The organism is Streptomyces sp. NPDC050759, from assembly GCF_044456945.1.
Lineage (GTDB): Bacteria > Actinomycetota > Actinomycetes > Streptomycetales > Streptomycetaceae > Streptomyces.
Window position 1 is genome coordinate 54,614 of the sequence record NZ_JBITGI010000001.1, and the last position, 15,073, is coordinate 69,686.

17 protein-coding genes are annotated in these 15,073 nt (G+C 71.8%); 6 read left to right on the forward strand and 11 right to left on the reverse strand.

Translation table 11 applies throughout. The features are described from left to right. Positions 1 to 2 precede the first annotated feature (2 nt). From ACIBJB_RS00220 to ACIBJB_RS00240, 5 genes are read left to right on the forward strand one after another with little or no spacing between them, the layout of a single operon-like run. A complete protein-coding gene (locus tag ACIBJB_RS00220) occupies positions 3 to 1,169 on the forward strand; it encodes an ADP-ribosylglycohydrolase family protein (RefSeq protein WP_398924918.1) in 1,167 nt (388 codons plus the stop codon). Then, positions 1,157 to 2,515: an ADP-ribosylglycohydrolase family protein gene (locus ACIBJB_RS00225; protein WP_398924920.1), complete on the forward strand. Its 1,359-nt coding sequence runs from the start codon at positions 1,157 to 1,159 to the stop codon at positions 2,513 to 2,515. The genes ACIBJB_RS00220 and ACIBJB_RS00225 overlap by 13 nt, the downstream gene beginning before the upstream one ends. Then, on the forward strand, positions 2,512 to 3,405 hold the full coding sequence (rbsK, locus tag ACIBJB_RS00230) for a ribokinase (RefSeq protein ID WP_398924922.1): 894 nt from the start codon (positions 2,512 to 2,514) through the stop codon (positions 3,403 to 3,405). The genes ACIBJB_RS00225 and rbsK overlap by 4 nt, the downstream gene beginning before the upstream one ends. Then, on the forward strand, positions 3,402 to 4,592 hold the full coding sequence (locus ACIBJB_RS00235) for a CaiB/BaiF CoA transferase family protein (protein WP_398924925.1): 1,191 nt from the start codon (positions 3,402 to 3,404) through the stop codon (positions 4,590 to 4,592). The genes rbsK and ACIBJB_RS00235 overlap by 4 nt, the downstream gene beginning before the upstream one ends. Further along, a complete protein-coding gene (locus tag ACIBJB_RS00240) occupies positions 4,589 to 5,419 on the forward strand; it encodes an HpcH/HpaI aldolase/citrate lyase family protein (RefSeq protein ID WP_398924927.1) in 831 nt (276 codons plus the stop codon). Before ACIBJB_RS00235 ends, ACIBJB_RS00240 begins: the two co-directional genes overlap by 4 nt. Positions 5,420 to 5,476: 57 nt before the next feature. On the opposite strand, the gene lgt is transcribed toward ACIBJB_RS00240, so the two are convergent. The 11 genes from lgt to hisI all read right to left on the reverse strand — a co-directional run bounded on the left by lgt (position 5,477) and on the right by hisI (position 14,253). After that, positions 5,477 to 6,430 carry a prolipoprotein diacylglyceryl transferase gene (gene lgt, locus ACIBJB_RS00245; RefSeq protein ID WP_398924929.1) on the reverse strand — a complete coding sequence of 318 codons (954 nt, stop codon included), beginning with the start codon at positions 6,428 to 6,430 and terminating at the stop codon, positions 5,477 to 5,479. A gap of 103 nt (positions 6,431 to 6,533) precedes the next feature. After that, positions 6,534 to 7,301 (reverse strand): DsbA family protein, encoded by a 768-nt coding sequence (locus ACIBJB_RS00250; protein ID WP_398924931.1) that lies wholly within the window; start codon positions 7,299 to 7,301, stop codon positions 6,534 to 6,536. Between the two features lie 103 nt (positions 7,302 to 7,404). Beyond that, the gene (gene trpA / locus ACIBJB_RS00255) at positions 7,405 to 8,229 is read right to left on the reverse strand and encodes a tryptophan synthase subunit alpha (protein WP_398924933.1); all 825 of its coding nucleotides are present in this window, start codon (positions 8,227 to 8,229) and stop codon (positions 7,405 to 7,407) included. Beyond that, the gene (trpB, locus tag ACIBJB_RS00260) at positions 8,226 to 9,512 is read right to left on the reverse strand and encodes a tryptophan synthase subunit beta (protein WP_398924935.1); all 1,287 of its coding nucleotides are present in this window, start codon (positions 9,510 to 9,512) and stop codon (positions 8,226 to 8,228) included. The genes trpA and trpB overlap by 4 nt, the downstream gene beginning before the upstream one ends. Before the next feature lie 134 nt (positions 9,513 to 9,646). Continuing rightward, positions 9,647 to 9,814 (reverse strand): tryptophan biosynthesis modulator TrpM, encoded by a 168-nt coding sequence (gene trpM / locus ACIBJB_RS00265; RefSeq protein WP_164932276.1) that lies wholly within the window; start codon positions 9,812 to 9,814, stop codon positions 9,647 to 9,649. A 21-nt stretch (positions 9,815 to 9,835) separates the two neighbouring features. Further along, the gene (gene trpC, locus ACIBJB_RS00270) at positions 9,836 to 10,645 is read right to left on the reverse strand and encodes an indole-3-glycerol phosphate synthase TrpC (protein ID WP_057618470.1); all 810 of its coding nucleotides are present in this window, start codon (positions 10,643 to 10,645) and stop codon (positions 9,836 to 9,838) included. Positions 10,646 to 10,783: 138 nt separating this feature from the next. Further along, on the reverse strand, positions 10,784 to 11,212 hold the full coding sequence (locus ACIBJB_RS00275) for a DUF2752 domain-containing protein (protein ID WP_398924937.1): 429 nt from the start codon (positions 11,210 to 11,212) through the stop codon (positions 10,784 to 10,786). An 84-nt stretch (positions 11,213 to 11,296) separates the two neighbouring features. Continuing rightward, a complete protein-coding gene (locus ACIBJB_RS00280) occupies positions 11,297 to 11,548 on the reverse strand; it encodes an HGxxPAAW family protein (protein WP_398924939.1) in 252 nt (83 codons plus the stop codon). A 106-nt stretch (positions 11,549 to 11,654) separates the two neighbouring features. Then, positions 11,655 to 12,296, reverse strand: a complete 642-nt coding sequence (locus tag ACIBJB_RS00285; protein WP_398924941.1) for a TIGR02234 family membrane protein — start codon at positions 12,294 to 12,296, stop codon at positions 11,655 to 11,657. Between the two features lie 71 nt (positions 12,297 to 12,367). Next, positions 12,368 to 13,846 (reverse strand): anthranilate synthase component I, encoded by a 1,479-nt coding sequence (locus ACIBJB_RS00290; protein WP_398924943.1) that lies wholly within the window; start codon positions 13,844 to 13,846, stop codon positions 12,368 to 12,370. An 11-nt stretch (positions 13,847 to 13,857) separates the two neighbouring features. After that, entirely contained in the window at positions 13,858 to 14,253 is a 396-nt protein-coding gene (gene hisI / locus ACIBJB_RS00295) for a phosphoribosyl-AMP cyclohydrolase (RefSeq protein ID WP_398924945.1), read from the reverse strand. 82 nt (positions 14,254 to 14,335) lie between these two features. On the opposite strand from hisI, the gene ACIBJB_RS00300 reads away from it, so the two are divergent. Continuing rightward, positions 14,336 to 14,971, forward strand: coding sequence for a TIGR03085 family metal-binding protein (locus tag ACIBJB_RS00300; protein ID WP_398924947.1), 636 nt, complete (start codon positions 14,336 to 14,338; stop codon positions 14,969 to 14,971). The last annotated feature ends 102 nt before the right edge of the window (positions 14,972 to 15,073 follow it).

Sequence of the window (15,073 nt, forward strand, 5' to 3'; positions counted from 1 at the left end):
GCATGACGCCCAAAAACTCAGAAATCAGCCTCGAGGACCGGATCACCGGAGCCCTCGTGGGCGCGGCGGTGGGCGACGCCCTCGGCGGTCCCGTCGAGGGCTACTCCCCCGAGCAGATCCTCGAACGTCACGCCGGTCGCGTCCACGGCATCGTCGGTCCCTGGAACGGCGACGCCTGGCGCACCGCCCGCCCCATCGCGCCGTACCACAAGGGCGACGGCCACGTCACCGACGACACCTTGATGACCCACGCCCTGATCAGGGTCTACGACCGGGTCCGCGACCACCTCGACGCCTACGCGATCGCCGACCACCTGGTCCCCGACCTGATGACGAACCCGCGCTGGATCCCGGAACTGGAGGCAACGGCCCTCCCCCTCCAGCGGATCTTCCTCGCCGAGAAATGGCTGGTCGCCCGTCTCCACTACGGCCATGTCGACCCCCGCGAGGCAGGCGTCGGCAACATCGTCAACTGCGGCGCGGCGATGTACATGGCACCTGTCGGCCTGGTCAACGCGGCCAACCCGCAGGCCGCCTACACCGAGGCCCTGGACATCGCGGGCGCCCACCAGTCGTCGTACGGCCGAGAGGCGGCGGGAGTCTTCGCGGCGGCCGTCGCGGCGGCGGCGGCACCGGGCGCGACACCGGACTCGGTGGTGACGACCTGCCTCTCCGTGGCGAAGGACGGCACCCGTACCGCGATCGAGCAGGTCTGCGAAGTGGCCACCCAGCACACGGACTTCGAGTCGGCACTGCTCCCGCTGCGGAAGGCGGTCGCGCCCTACGACACGGTCGGCCCCGACTACCGCACCCCCTCCCTCGGCGCCCGCCGCCCCTCCCGCCTCCACACGATCGAGGAACTCCCCATCGCCCTCGCCATGGTGCTCGTGGCCGCGGGCGACTACCGCCGAGCGGTCCTCGGCGCGGTGAACTACGGCAGGGACTGCGACTCGATCGCCACGATGGCCGGCGCCCTCGCCGGGGCCCTGGGCTCCCCGGTTCCGGACGACTGGTCCAAGACGGTCTCGGAAGCGAGCCGCCTGGACCTGTGGGAACCGGCAACAACGCTGACGGCCGTGACCCGGGAGATCTTCGACAGGGACGTGACCCACCGCAGGACCCACGAGGCGGCCTTCGCGGAACTCGGAGGCCCGAGATGCTCCGACTGACCTGGGTCCAGCCCGAGGACCTCATCGGCCACGAACTCCGCCAGGCGGCCCAGGACGGCCGGGAGCCGTCGGCGATCGCGGCGAGATGGAGAGCGGCGGGCGGCAAGGGGGCGCCGACCCGGGCGGGCGCCTCCGCGGAGCCCGCGTCCAGGTACCTGCGGCAACTGGCGGAAGACCTGCTGGACGAACTGGCGGATCTGCCCAGCGCGTTGGCGGACCACGAACCCACCGACCTCACGGCGATCAAGGCCCGCTGCAGGGAGTGGCCGTCGCCCACCCCCGCGGCACCCCCCACACGGGCCGGTCTGGAAGCGGCCTGGCTGGGCCGGGCGGTTGGCTGCCTCCTGGGCAAACCGGTGGAGAAGCTCCCCCTGGAAGCCATCCGCCAACTCGCCCGATCGACCGGTAACTGGCCCCTCGACACCTACTTCACGGCCAAGGGTGTCCCGGCGGACCTCCTCGCCGCCCATCCCTGGAACCGCCGCTCGGCCACCACCTCCCTCGCCGAGAACATCGACGGCATGCCCGAGGACGACGACCTCAACTACCCCCTTCTGAACCTCCTGTTGCTGCAACGCCACGGCAGACGCTTCACCACCACGGACGTCGCCGGACTCTGGCTGGCCGAGCTCCCCGCCGGCCGCACCTTCACCGCCGAACGCCTCGCCTACCGCAACCTCCTCCAGGGCCTGGAACCCCCGAGAACGGCCCGCCACCGCAACCCCTTCCGCGAATGGATCGGCGCCCTCATCCGCGCGGACGTGCACGGCTGGACCAACCCCGGTGACCCGGCCGCCGCGGCCGAACAGGCCCACCGGGACGCCACCCTCACCCACACGGCGAACGGCGTCTACGCGGCCATGTTCATCGCAGCGGTGATCGCCCGGGCGACGACGACCCCCGACATGCACACCTGCCTGCGCGCCGGCCTCACCGTGATCCCCCCGCACTCCCGGCTGGCGAAGGCGATCACCCACGCCGTCCAACTGGCCGAGCGGCACGACGACTTCGACCACGTCGTGGACGAACTCCACGCCATCCACGCCGCAACCCACCACTGGGTCCACTCGATCCCCAACACCGCGCTGATCGCCGCCGCCCTCACCCACGCGAACGGCGACTTCACCGGCTCGATCTGCAGAGCGGTCAGCGGCGGCTGGGACACCGACTCCAACGGCGCCACCACCGGCAGCATCGCCGGACTCCTGGCCGGTAACCCCGCCCACCTCCCCGACCGCTGGACCACCCCCCTCAAGAACCGTCTGGCCACCTCCGTCGCCGACTTCAACGGCACCGGCTTCGACACCCTGGCCCACCTCACCCACCGGGAGGCTGCTCGCCCATGACCCACATCGCCGTGCTCGGCAGCACGAACATGGACCTGGTCACCTACGTCGACAAGGCACCCCGGCGAGGAGAGACCGTCACCGGCAGAGAGTTCCGTACGATCCCCGGCGGCAAGGGCGCCAACCAGGCGATCGCAGCGGCCCGCGCCGGCGCCACCGTCTCGATGATCGGCGCGGTCGGCAACGACGGCTTCGGCGCCCGGCTGCGCTCCACCCTGGAGCACTCCGGCGTGACCACCGACCACCTGCGCACCGTCGAGGGCCCCTCCGGCACCGCGCACATCGTCGTGGACGACGCGGGCGGCAACGCGATCGTCGTCATCCCCGGCGCGAACGGCACCGTCGACCACCTCGTCCCCGGCGACGAGGGCCTGATCGCCTCCGCCGACGCCCTGCTCCTCCAGCTGGAGATCCCCCTGGCCGCGGTCCTCGCCGGCGCGCAGACGGCCCGGGCCCACGGCGTCCGCACGATCCTCACACCCGCCCCCGCCCAGCCCCTCCCACCCGAACTCCTCGCCGCCACCGACCTGTTGGTCCCCAACGAGCACGAGGCGGCCACCCTCACCGGCCGCAGCGACCCGTTCGCCGCGGGCGCCGCCCTCCTCGACCGGGTCCCGCGCGTGGTGATCACCCTGGGCGCGGCGGGCAGCGTGTATCTGACCCGGGACGCCGAACCCCTCGCCGTCCCCGCCCCGCACGTCACCGCGGTGGACTCCACGGGCGCCGGCGACACCTACGTGGGTGCCCTCGCCGTCGCCCTCGGCGAGGAGCGGCCGATCCGCGAGGCGATGGCCTGGGCGGCCACGGCGGCCGCGCTCTCCGTCCAGCGGGAAGGCGCCTCGGCGTCCATGCCCTACCGATCCGAGATCGAGGCCGGGTACACGTCATGACGCACGCACCCCTCACCGGCCTCCGCGTCCTCGACCTGGCCACCCTGTTCGCGGGCCCGATCGCGGCCACGATGCTCGGCGACTTCGGCGCGGAGGTCGTCAAGGTCGAGCACCCGACGAAGCCGGACCCCTCCCGTGGCCACGGGCCCTCGAAGGACGGCATCGGCCTGTGGTGGAAGGTCCTGGGCCGCAACAAGCGCACGATCACGATCGACCTCTCGAAGCGGGGCGGCCGCGCCACCTTCCTCCGCCTGGCCGCAACGGCGGACGTGGTCATCGAGAACTTCCGCCCAGGCACCCTGGAGAAATGGGACCTCGGCTGGCCTGAGCTCTCCGCCGTCAACCCCCGCCTGGTCCTCACCCGGGTCACCGGCTTCGGCCAGTTCGGGCCGTACGCCCACCGCCCCGGCTTCGGCACCCTCGCCGAGGCGATGAGCGGCTTCGCGGCGATCACCGGCGAACCGGACGCGCCCCCGGTCCTGCCGCCCTTCGGACTGGCCGACTCCATCGCGGGCCTGGCCACGGCGTACGCGGTGATGACGGCGCTCGCGGCCCGCGACCGCACCGGCGAGGGCCAGGTAGTCGACATGGCGATCATCGAGCCGATCCTGACGGTCCTGGGCCCGCAGCCGACCTGGTACGACCAGCTCGGCCTGGTCCAGGAACGCACCGGCAACCGCTCCGCCAACAACGCCCCGCGCAACACCTACCGCACGGCGGACGGCACCTGGGTCGCCGTCTCCACCTCGGCCCAGTCGATCGCGGAGCGTGTGATGCACCTGGTGGGCCGCCCGGAGCTGATCGACGAGCCCTGGTTCGCGACCGGCGCCCAGCGGGCCGCCCACGCCGACGTCCTCGACCGTGCGGTCGGCTCCTGGATCGCCGAACGCACCCGCGCCGACGTCCTCGCGGCCTTCGAGAAGGCGGAGGCCGCGGTCGCCCCGATCCAGGACATCCGGGATGTGATGGCCGATCCGCAGTACCAGGCCCTGGACACCGTCACCACGGTCGACGACCCCGAGCTCGGCCCCCTGCGCATGCAGAACGTCCTCTTCCGGCTCTCCTCGACCCCGGGCACGATCCGCTGGGCGGGCCGCCCGCACGGCGCGGACACGGACGAGGTCCTGACGGAACTGGGCCTGACCGAGGCGGAGTTGACGGCCCTGCGCACGGAGGGCGCGCTGTGAGGCCGTACCCGCTCACCTGGCTCTACGTCCCCGGCGACCGCCCGGAGACCGTCACCAAGGCTCTCGTCTCCGGCGCCGACGTCGTGGTCGTCGACCTGGAGGACGCGGTGGCCCCCGACCGCAAGCGGTACGCCCGCGAGGCGACGGCCGAACGTCTCACCGAGCCGCAACCCATCCCGGTGCACGTCCGGGTGAACGCCCCGGACGACCCCCTGGCGGCAGCGGACCTGGCAGCGATCGCCGCCCTCCCGGGCATCTCCGGCCTGCGCCTGCCCAAGGTCACCGCCCCCGACCAGATCACCCACGTCGCACGGACGACAGGCTGGGCCGAAGGCGGCGCCCCACCGCTGTACGCCCTCCTGGAGTCGGCCCTGGGCATCGAGCGCGCCTATGCCATCGCCACCGCCCACCCGGGCCTGCGCGGCATCGCCCTCGGTGAGGCAGACCTGCGAGCCGACCTCGGCGTACGACACGACGGGGGCCTGGACTGGTCCCGCTCACGCGTGATCGTGGCGGCCAGAGCGGCGTCCCTGCCGCCCCCACCCCAGTCGGTCCACCCCGACACCCGGGACCTGGAGGGACTCGAAGCGTCCTGCGCCCACGGCCGCGCCCTGGGCTTCCTGGGCCGGGCAGCCGTCCACCCCCGCCAGCTCCCGGTGATCGAGCGCGTCTATCTCCCCACAGCGGAGGAGATCGAGCAGGCGGAGACGGTCCTCAAGGCGGCGGAGGCCGACCGGGGGGCCCAGGCCCTCCCGAACGGCACCTTCATCGACGCGGCGGTGGTGACCCAGGCCCACCGCACGCTCTCCCTCGCCCACCGACGCTGACACACGACGAGGGCGCCCCGACCACTCGGGGCGCCCTCGTCGACGTACAACCGACCGTCAGGTCTTCTTCGCCGACTCGGCCTCGTCGGTCACCTCACGGGAATCGGCCTCGGCCTCGGGCTTGGCGGAGTCGGTCTCGGCCTTCTCGACACCGTCGGCCTTCTCAGCCTCTTCGGGCTCACCGTCGGCGGCGTCGGCACCCGGCTCGACCACTTCCTCGCGGCCGGGCCGCTTCTTCGCCGACAGCACGAAGTACGTCACCGCGAGCACGAACACGACGATCGCGGTCCAGACGTTGAGCCGGACCCCGAGGATGTGGTGGGCGTCGTCGATGCGCATGTACTCGATCCAGCCGCGCCCCGTGCAGTACGCGGCGACGTACAGCGCGAAGGCCCGTCCGTGTCCCAGCGTGAAGCGGCGGTCGGCCCAGATGACGAGGAGCGCGACGCCGATGCACCACAGCGACTCGTACAGGAACGTCGGGTGGTAGTAGCCCGGCACCCGGCCGTCCGTGGAGGACGTGATGTGCAGGGCCCACGGCAGGTCGGTCGGCTTGCCGTACAGCTCCTGGTTGAACCAGTTGCCCCAGCGGCCGATCGCCTGTGCGAGGGCGATACCGGGGGCGAGGGCGTCGGCCCAGGCGGGCAGCGGGATGCCCCGGCGCCGGCAGCCGATCCACGCGCCGACCGCGCCGAGCGCGATCGCACCCCAGATGCCGAGGCCGCCCTCCCAGATCTTGAAGGCGTCCACCCAGTCACGGCCCTCGCTGAAGTACAGCTCGTAATCCGTGATCACGTGGTAGAGGCGGCCGCCGAGCAGTCCGAACGGCACGGCCCAGACCGCGATGTCGGCCACCGTGCCGACCCGCCCGCCGCGGGCGATCCAGCGCTTGTTGCCGAGCCAGACGGCAACGAAGACACCGATGATGATGCAGAACGCATAGCCACGCAGCGGGATGGGACCGAGGTGAATCACCCCGCGCGACGGGCTGGGAATGTAGGCAAGTTCCATGGCAGGGTCGACGCTACCCTGCCGGGCCGGGCCCACGGCAGGCGGCCCGGCAACGGGTCCATAACAGGCGGGTGAGAGAACCCGCCCGCCGACTTACCCGCCATTACCCCTTGTTGGCGGCCTCCACCTGCTGCTTCAGCTTCGCCGGCGTCATCGTCCGGTCCTGGTAGATGTTCTTGCCGTCGAGCAGCACGGTCGGCGTGCCGGAGAACCCGCCGTTGCGGAAGGCGGCCGCGGACTTGTCCACCCAGGTGTTGTGGGTGCCCTTCTCGACACAGGTTCGGAAGGCGGGGGTGTCGAGGCCGTCGACCTTCTTCGCCAGTTCGAGGAGTTTCCCGTTCTCCGCGTAGTCGTCGCTGGTCTCCTCGGGCTGGTTCTCGTAGAGCACGTCGTGGTACGCCGGGAACTTCCCGGCGTCCTGGGCGCAGGCCGCGGCATTGGCCGCGTTGCGGGAGCCGGTGCCGCCCATGTTGCCGTCGATGATCGTCGCCAGGTGGTACTCGACCTTGAGCTTGCCAGACCCGGTGAGCTCGTGGATCGTCGGGCGGTACGCCGCCTCGAAGGCCTTGCAGGCCGGGCAGCGGAAGTCCTCCCAGACGACGAGGGTCGACCTGGCGCCCTCCTTGCCGACCGGCACGGCGAGGCTGTCCTGGCCGTTGGCCCCCGAGGGCGCCACGACCGGGCCCGAGGCCTTGTCCTTGCCGGAATTCGCCGCGATGACGCCGATCACCGCCGCGAGACCCAGGACGCACACCACGCTCGCGCCCACGATCAGCACCCGGCGCCGTTTGTCCGCGGTCTTCTGCTTCGCGCGCTCCTCCGCCAGCCGCTCCCGGGCGGTGCGCTTTCCCTCACGGTTCTTCTCGCTCACACCCGCAGAACGAACCGGGGAGGCGCACCGCGCCTCCCCGGCCCCAGGACCACCCCTTCGAGTGACCGAAAATCTCACTGCGCCATGACGGGCCGCGGCCGGGTCACGCCTGTCGGCGCACGCCCCTCGCCAGCTCGCCCGCGAGTGCGCGGACGCCCTCCACCCCGGCCTTGTCGTCCGGCGCGTCGAGCATCCGCTTCACGAAGGCCGAGCCGACGATCACGCCGTCGGCGAAGCCGGCCACCTCGGCGGCCTGCGCGGCGTTGGAGACGCCCAGCCCGACACAGACCGGCAGGTCGGCACCGGCACCGGCGACCCGGGTCCGCTCGACCAGGTCCTGGGCCTGCGCCCCGACCGACTCACGGGTGCCCGTGACACCCATCAGCGAGGCGGCGTAGACGAATCCGCTGCCGGCCGCGGTGATCTCGGCGAGCCGCGCGTCCTTGCTGCTGGGCGCGACCACGAAGACCGTGGCGAGCGCGTGCTTCTCGGCGTGCTCCCTCCACAGCGCCGACTCCTGCACCGGCAGGTCGGGCAGGATGCAGCCCGCGCCGCCCGCCTCGGCGAGCTCGGCCGTGAAGCGCTCCACGCCGTAGCGGTCGATGGGGTTCCAGTACGTCATCACGAGCACCGGCTTCCCGGTGGCCTCGTAGGTCTCCTTGACCGTCCGCATGACGTCCGCGATCTTGACGCCGCCGCGCAGGGCGATGTCGTCGGCGGTCTGGATGACGGGGCCGTCGAGGACGGGGTCGCTGTGCGGCAGCCCCACCTCGACGACATCGGCACCGCCGTCGAACGCGGCCTTGATCGCCTCGATCCCGCCGTCCACGGTCGGGAAGCCGGCCGGCAGGTAGGCGATGAGCGCGGCGCGCCCCTCGGCCCTGGCACCGGCGAGGGTGTCGGACAGCAGCTGAATGTTCCCGCTCACTTGGCGTCCCCCTCGATCTCGGCGGTGTCGGCGTCCTGGTCGGCGGCGACCTGGGCGTCGGTGTCGTACAGGTCGAAGTAGCGCGCGGCGGTGTCCATGTCCTTGTCGCCGCGGCCGGACAGGTTGACGACGATCAGTCCGTCCTTGCCGAGCTCCTTGCCGACCTCCAGGGCACCGGCCAGCGCGTGGGCGCTCTCGATGGCCGGGATGATGCCCTCGGTGCGCGAGAGCAGCCGCAGGGCCTGCATCGCCGCGTCGTCGGTGACCGCGCGGTACTCGCCGCGGCCGCTGTCCTTGAGGTAGGAGTGCTCGGGGCCGATGCCCGGGTAGTCCAGACCGGCCGAGATGGAGTACGGCTCGGTGATCTGGCCCTCCTCGTCCTGGAGGACGTAGGAACGGGAGCCGTGCAGGATGCCGGGCTCGCCCGCGGTGAGGGTCGCCGCGTGTTCGCCGGTCTCCACACCGTGCCCGGCGGGCTCGCAGCCGATGAGGCGTACGCCGGTGTCCGGGATGAAGGCGTGGAACAGGCCGATGGCGTTCGAACCGCCGCCGACGCAGGCGATGGCCGCGTCGGGGAGACGGCCGGCGCGCTCCAGGAGCTGGCGGCGGGCCTCGACGCCGATCACGCGGTGGAAGTCGCGGACCATGGCCGGGAAGGGGTGCGGTCCGGCGACCGTGCCGAACAGGTAGTGCGTGTGGTCGACGTTGGCGACCCAGTCGCGGAAGGCCTCGTTGATCGCGTCCTTGAGCGTGCGGCTACCGGACTTCACGGCGATGACCTCGGCGCCGAGCATGCGCATCCGGGCCACGTTCAGGGCCTGGCGCCGGGTGTCGATCTCGCCCATGTAGATCGTGCACTCGAGACCGAACAGCGCGCAGGCGGTGGCCGTGGCGACGCCGTGCTGACCTGCGCCCGTCTCCGCGATCACTCGGGTCTTGCCCATGCGCCTGGTGAGGAGGGCCTGGCCGAGAACGTTGTTGATCTTGTGGGAGCCGGTGTGGTTGAGGTCTTCCCGCTTCAGGAAGATCCGGGCGCCTCCCGCCTCCGCGGCGAAACGGGGGACCTCGGTGAGCGAACTCGGGCGGCCGGTGTAGTGGACCAGCAGGTCGTCGAGCTCACGGGCGAACTCGGGGTCGTGCTTGGCCTTGTCGTACTCGACGGCTACCTCGTCCACGGCGGCGACGAGGGCCTCCGGGATGAACTTGCCGCCGAACGCTCCGAAGTAGCCTTCGGGGCTGGGGATCTGACCCTCGGGGTCGGGGATGAAGAACTCGCTGGGCATGGCAATACCTCACGGTGAGTGCGTTGAAAAGACACTATTCGCCGTGGGGGCGGGGTTTGTCCGACGACGAAAGGTCGTCTGTGGCTTGTCGCGCGCACGCGGCGGAGCCGCATATTCAGAACTGCCCCGCGCCCCTATAGGGCGCGCTGCCATCGACGGCCGTTCACCTGGCCGGGTTCGTCACCGATCACATACCGGACCCGACGACCGTGCACCCTGCGTGCGGGCGCGCGGCAACCACGGGGGCGGCAGCCGCGCGCGAGGCGGGCGTACCTGTCCGTGGTTGTCGTCGTGAGAGTCATCGCGGGAAGCTTAGCGAATGATCAGCCGCGGCCGTGTCGCAGTGCCGGGTGTTCGCCTGCCGCCACCAGGTCCGACACCGCTGTCTTCGGATCCTTGCCCGTCACCAGGGACTCGCCGACCAGGACCGCGTCGGCGCCGGCGTTGGCGTAGGCGATCAGGTCGTGGGGGCCGCGGACGCCGGACTCGGCGATCTTGACGAGGTGGGCGGGGATCTCGGGGGCGACGCGCTCGAAGGTGCCGCGATCGACCTCGAGGGTCTTGAGGTTACGCGCGTTGACGCCGATGATCTTCGCGCCGGCGTCCACCGCGCGCTCGACCTCGTCCTCGTCGTGGACCTCGACGAGCGGGGTGAGCCCGATGGACTCGGCGCGCTCGATGAGGGACTCCAGGGCGGGCTGCTCCAGGGCCGCGACGATGAGCAGCACGAGGTCGGCGCCGTAGGCCCGGGCCTCCCAGAGCTGGTACGACGTGACGATGAAGTCCTTGCGCAGGACCGGGATGTCCACGCGCGCGCGGACGGCCTCCAGGTCGGCCAGCGAGCCGCCGAAGCGGCGCTGTTCGGTCAGGACGGAGATGACGGCCGCGCCGCCCGCCTCGTAGTCCGCGGCCAGGCCGGCCGGGTCGGCGATCGCGGCCAGCGCGCCCTTGGAGGGGCTGGAGCGCTTGACCTCGCAGATGACCTTGACGCCGTCGCCGCGCAGGGCGGCCACGCCGTCCTTGGCCGCGGGAGCCTTCGCCGCGCGCTCCTTGAGCTCGTCGAGGCTGACGCGCGCCTGCCGTTCCGCGAGGTCGGCACGGACTCCGTCGATGATCTCGTCGAGCACACTCACGCGAGCGGCCCCCTTCCAGACGGTCGGCAGTTCCGGCGACTGATGAAAACAAGTGGTCACTGCGATGGTATCCGCAGGAGGGCGTAGGCCTCGCATCAGGTTGACGCCGGTCCCACTACCTGGACCTTCGCCAGTTGATCAAGGATGAAGCCAGCCACCGAACGGCAGGTTCCGGACAACCGTGAAGACCAGCAGCAATGTCCCCAGTGTCCACAGGTGCACCGGCCCGAGCGCGAGCCGCAGTGGTCGGCCGCGCGCCGCGCGGACCACCCAGACGGTCCACAGCACGGCGAAGCCCAGATAGCCCACCACGGCCATCGCGTTGTCCTGGAGGGCGGCCAGGAAGTCGCCGTGGATGAACGCGTGCGCGCTGCGCAGACCGCCGCAGCCGGGGCAGTACAGGCCGGTGATCTGGTACAGCGGGCAGACGGGGTAGTGGCCGGGCTGGTTGGGGTCCACGGTTCCCACGTACGCGAAGGCCCCGGCGACGGCCGCGAGGATTCCGCCCGGGACGGCGAGCCCGGTGAGTCGGGGTACGCGCTGGGTGTCGGCGTTCACGCTTCGCATTGTGCCCTGTGCGGGCCGCACGCACGCGTGAGGGGCGGCCCCGGCGCTTCCGCCGGGCCGCCCCTCAACGAGGCTCCGTGCGTGTCAGCTCTTGGCCTCGGCCGTCTCACGCTGCTGCGAGGTGGCGAGCGGCTTGTGGGCGTCCTTGGGCATGCCCATCCCCATCGCGCTCATGATCCAGCCGACGACACCACCGACGACCACGATCGCCATACCGGCCCAGAAGCCCGCCGGCTGGGCCATCACCATGAAGGCGCCCGCGACGCAGAAACCGATGAAGGCGATAGTGACACCGGTCCAGGCGGCCGGGGTGTGACCGTGGCTGCTGCCCGCCATTGCTTGCTCCTAGGTGCTGAAGTACGTGTCTGAGCCGGACGCTCGAAGTCATTGTCCCGCACGCGGGGGCACAAGGTGATCCGGGGTCGCGCTTTGCGGGCGACCGCTATGCCCCCGTCGGATCCTCTCCCCGGTCGAGGGCCTTCCAGATGTCCTCGGGCCGGTCGGGATCCACGACCGCGGGCTTACGACGTACCCGAGGCGCCCCGTCCCGCTCGTACCGCCCGGACATCGCGGGCCACGACCGCCCGTAGCGCAGCGCGAGCAACCCGGCGAGCAGGATCAGCGCACCCCCGACCACGGCGACGTACGGCCAGGCGGTGTGCGAAAGGGAGGCGACCGTCGCCGAGGTGTCGCCGGAGGCCTGGGCCGCCTGCTCGTCCAGCGCGGACGAATCGCTCGCCCCGACCAGCGCCGCGGCGACGATGCCCGCGCCGGAGAGCGCGAGCAGCGCGGCGACCAGGAGGCGCCCGGCCTTGCGGACGGCGAAGACGGCGACGAGGGCGGCGAGGCCCACTATGGCCAGGGCGGCCGGGACGCCGGTGACGTCACTGCCCTTGGCGGTCAGGGGAAAGGCGCCGCCTGCCACGGTCGCGGTGCCCTCGGACCACCGCTGACGGGTGGCCAGCAGCGCCACGGCGGCGCCGAGCGCGCCGCACAGCAGAGCGACGGCGAGACTCAGACGTCCGGCCCTGGCGGGTCCGTCGGCTTCGGAACGGGGGTGCGGTACAGCAGTCACGTACCCCACTATCACCCGAACCCCGGGCGAACGGTGACCCGGGGTTCCGTGAGAAGCGCCCCATTCGGCGCCGAAGGCCCCTACTTGCCGAGCCGGTTCGCCGTGTGGACCGCCCGCAGGACCGCCGCCGCCTTGTTGCGGCACTCCGTGTCCTCGGCGACCGGGTCGGAGTCGGCGACGATGCCGGCGCCGGCCTGGACGTAGGCCGTGCCGTCGCGGAGGAGGGCCGTACGGATCGCGATCGCGGTGTCGGAGTCGCCCGCGAAGTCGAGGTAGCCGACGCAGCCGCCGTACAACCCGCGCCGGGACGGCTCCAGTTCGTCGATGATCTGCATCGCGCGGGGCTTGGGGGCGCCGGAGAGGGTGCCCGCGGGGAAGCAGGCGGTGAGGACGTCGAAGGCGGTGCGGCCGGGCGCGACCTTGCCGGTGACCGTCGAGACGATGTGCATCACGTGGGAGTACCGCTCGACGGACATGAAGTCGACGACCTCCACGGAGCCCGGCTCGCAGACGCGCCCCAGGTCGTTGCGGCCGAGGTCCACCAGCATCAGGTGCTCGGCGCGCTCCTTCGGGTCGGCGAGCAGCTCGTCGGCGAGTGCCTGGTCCTCCTGCGGGGTCGCCCCGCGCCACCGGGTGCCGGCGATGGGGTGGACCATGGCGTGCCCGTCCTCGACCTTGACCAGGGCCTCGGGGGACGAGCCCACGACGTCGAAGCCGTCGAAGCGGAACAGGTACATGTACGGGGACGGGTTGGTGGCCCTCAGGACGCGGTAGACGTCCAACGCGCTTGCCGTGCACGGCGTCTCGAAACGCTGGGAGGGGACGACCTGGAAGGCCTCCCCGGCCCGGATGCGCTCCTTGATGTCCTCGACTGCCTCCTGGAAGTCGGGGCCGCCCCAGAGCGCGGTGTACTCGGGCAGCTCGGAGGGCGGCAGGACCGCCGGGGGCTGGGCCACCGCGCGGGACAGGTCCGCCTCCATGGCGTCCAGGCGGGCCACCGCGTCCGCGTAGGCCTCGTCCACGCCGGTGTCGAGGTCGTTGTGGTTGATCGCGTTGGCGATCAGCAGGACCGAGCCCTCCCAGTGGTCCATGACGGCGAGGTCGCTGGTCAGGAGCATGGTCAGCTCGGGGAGTTTCAGGTCGTCGCGCTCGCCGGGGCCGATCTTCTCCAGGCGGCGGACGATGTCGTAGCCGAGGTAGCCGACCATGCCGCCGGTGAAGGGCGGCAGGCCCTCCTGGTGCGGGGTGTGCAGGGCCTCGATGGTGGCGCGCAGGGCGGCGAGCGGGTCGCCGTCGACGGGGACGCCGACCGGCGGGGTGCCGAGCCAGTGGGCCTGGCCGTCGCGTGCCGTCAGGGTCGCGGCCGAGCGCACGCCCACGAAGGAGTAACGGGACCACGAGCGGCCGTTCTCCGCGGATTCCAGCAGGAAGGTGCCGGGGCGCTCGGCGGCGAGCTTGCGGTAGAGGGCGACCGGGGTGTCGCCGTCGGCCAGGAGCTTGCGCGTGACGGGGATGACACGGCGGTCGGTGGCCAGCTTGCGGAAGGTCTCGAGGTCCATGGCGGCTGACCTTACTGATCCGAGGCGGCGGCAGCGGAATCAGCGCCGTCCTTGAGGAGCACGTCCGCGTCGAAGCAGGTGCGCGCGCCGGTGTGGCAGGCGGCGCCGACCTGGTCGACCTTGACCAGCACGGTGTCGGCGTCGCAGTCCAGGGCGACGGACTTGACCCACTGGAAGTGGCCGGAGGTGTCGCCCTTGACCCAGTACTCCCGGCGGCTGCGCGACCAGTAGGTGCAGCGGCCGGTGGTCAGCGTGCGGTGCAGCGCCTCGTCGTCCATCCAGCCGAGCATGAGCACCTCACCGGTGTCGTACTGCTGGGCGATGGCGGGGACGAGCCCGTCGGCGCTGCGCTTGAGACGCGCGGCGATCTCCGGGGCAAGGGTGCTGGGCTGGGGCGTGCTGGTCATGGGGCCATTGTGCCGCGCGCCACTGACAAGCCCGGTGTGGTGTCCACTGTGCGGACCCGCCAGGCGGCCGTAGGCTGACTGCATGTCGACTTTCGCCAAGCGTGAACGACTTCTCCTCGCCGACCTGTTGGAGGCCGAGGGTCCGGACGCCCCCACTCTCTGCGAGGGCTGGCTCACCCGCGATCTCGCGGCGCACGTGGTGGTGCGCGAGCGCCGTCCCGACGCCGCCGGCGGCCTGCTGATCAAGCAGCTCGCGTCGCGCCTGGACCGGGTGATGGCCGAGTTCTCCGAGAAGCCCTACGAAGAGCTGATCCAGCTGATCCGCACCGGCCCGCCGCGCTTCTCGCCGTTCCAGCTCAAGCAGGTCGAGGAGCTGTCGAACACGGTCGAGTTCTACGTCCACACCGAGGACGTCCGCCGGGCCCGCCCCGACTGGACGCCGCGCGAGCTGGACTCCGTCTTCCAGGACGCCCTGTGGTCCCGTCTGGAGCGCACCGCGCGGCTGATGGGCCGCGGCGTCCCCACCGGCCTGGTGCTGCGCCGCCCGGACGGCCAGACGGCGGTCGCCCACCGCGGCACACCGGTCGTCACGGTGACCGGTGAGCCGTCGGAGCTGCTGCTGTTCCTGTACGGCCGGCAGAGCGCGGCCAAGGTGGAGCTGGACGGCGACAAGGAGGCGATCGCCAAGCTGCACGAGGCGAAGGAGCTCGGGATCTGAGGTCGCGTCGGGAGCGCGGCGCGGCCCAGGTTCCGGGCGCACGGCGCGACCACCCGGCCGAGCCAGCACACCGCCGCGCTGACCACGAAGACCGGTCCCGTG

What these genes read in the sequence shown, in the direction of transcription:
- ACIBJB_RS00220 (WP_398924918.1), top strand. Translation starts at nt 3, where the DNA reads ATGACGCCCAAAAACTCAGAAATCAGCCTCGAGGACCGGATCACCGGA.
- ACIBJB_RS00225 (WP_398924920.1), top strand. Translation starts at nt 1,157, where the DNA reads ATGCTCCGACTGACCTGGGTCCAGCCCGAGGACCTCATCGGCCACGAA.
- rbsK (WP_398924922.1), top strand. Translation starts at nt 2,512, where the DNA reads ATGACCCACATCGCCGTGCTCGGCAGCACGAACATGGACCTGGTCACC.
- ACIBJB_RS00235 (WP_398924925.1), top strand. Translation starts at nt 3,402, where the DNA reads ATGACGCACGCACCCCTCACCGGCCTCCGCGTCCTCGACCTGGCCACC.
- lgt (WP_398924929.1), bottom strand. Translation starts at nt 6,430, where the DNA reads ATGGAACTTGCCTACATTCCCAGCCCGTCGCGCGGGGTGATTCACCTC.
- trpB (WP_398924935.1), bottom strand. Translation starts at nt 9,512, where the DNA reads ATGCCCAGCGAGTTCTTCATCCCCGACCCCGAGGGTCAGATCCCCAGC.
- trpM (WP_164932276.1), bottom strand. Translation starts at nt 9,814, where the DNA reads ATGACTCTCACGACGACAACCACGGACAGGTACGCCCGCCTCGCGCGC.
- ACIBJB_RS00275 (WP_398924937.1), bottom strand. Translation starts at nt 11,212, where the DNA reads ATGCGAAGCGTGAACGCCGACACCCAGCGCGTACCCCGACTCACCGGG.
- ACIBJB_RS00280 (WP_398924939.1), bottom strand. Translation starts at nt 11,548, where the DNA reads ATGGCGGGCAGCAGCCACGGTCACACCCCGGCCGCCTGGACCGGTGTC.
- ACIBJB_RS00290 (WP_398924943.1), bottom strand. Translation starts at nt 13,846, where the DNA reads ATGGACCTCGAGACCTTCCGCAAGCTGGCCACCGACCGCCGTGTCATC.
- hisI (WP_398924945.1), bottom strand. Translation starts at nt 14,253, where the DNA reads ATGACCAGCACGCCCCAGCCCAGCACCCTTGCCCCGGAGATCGCCGCG.
- ACIBJB_RS00300 (WP_398924947.1), top strand. Translation starts at nt 14,336, where the DNA reads ATGTCGACTTTCGCCAAGCGTGAACGACTTCTCCTCGCCGACCTGTTG.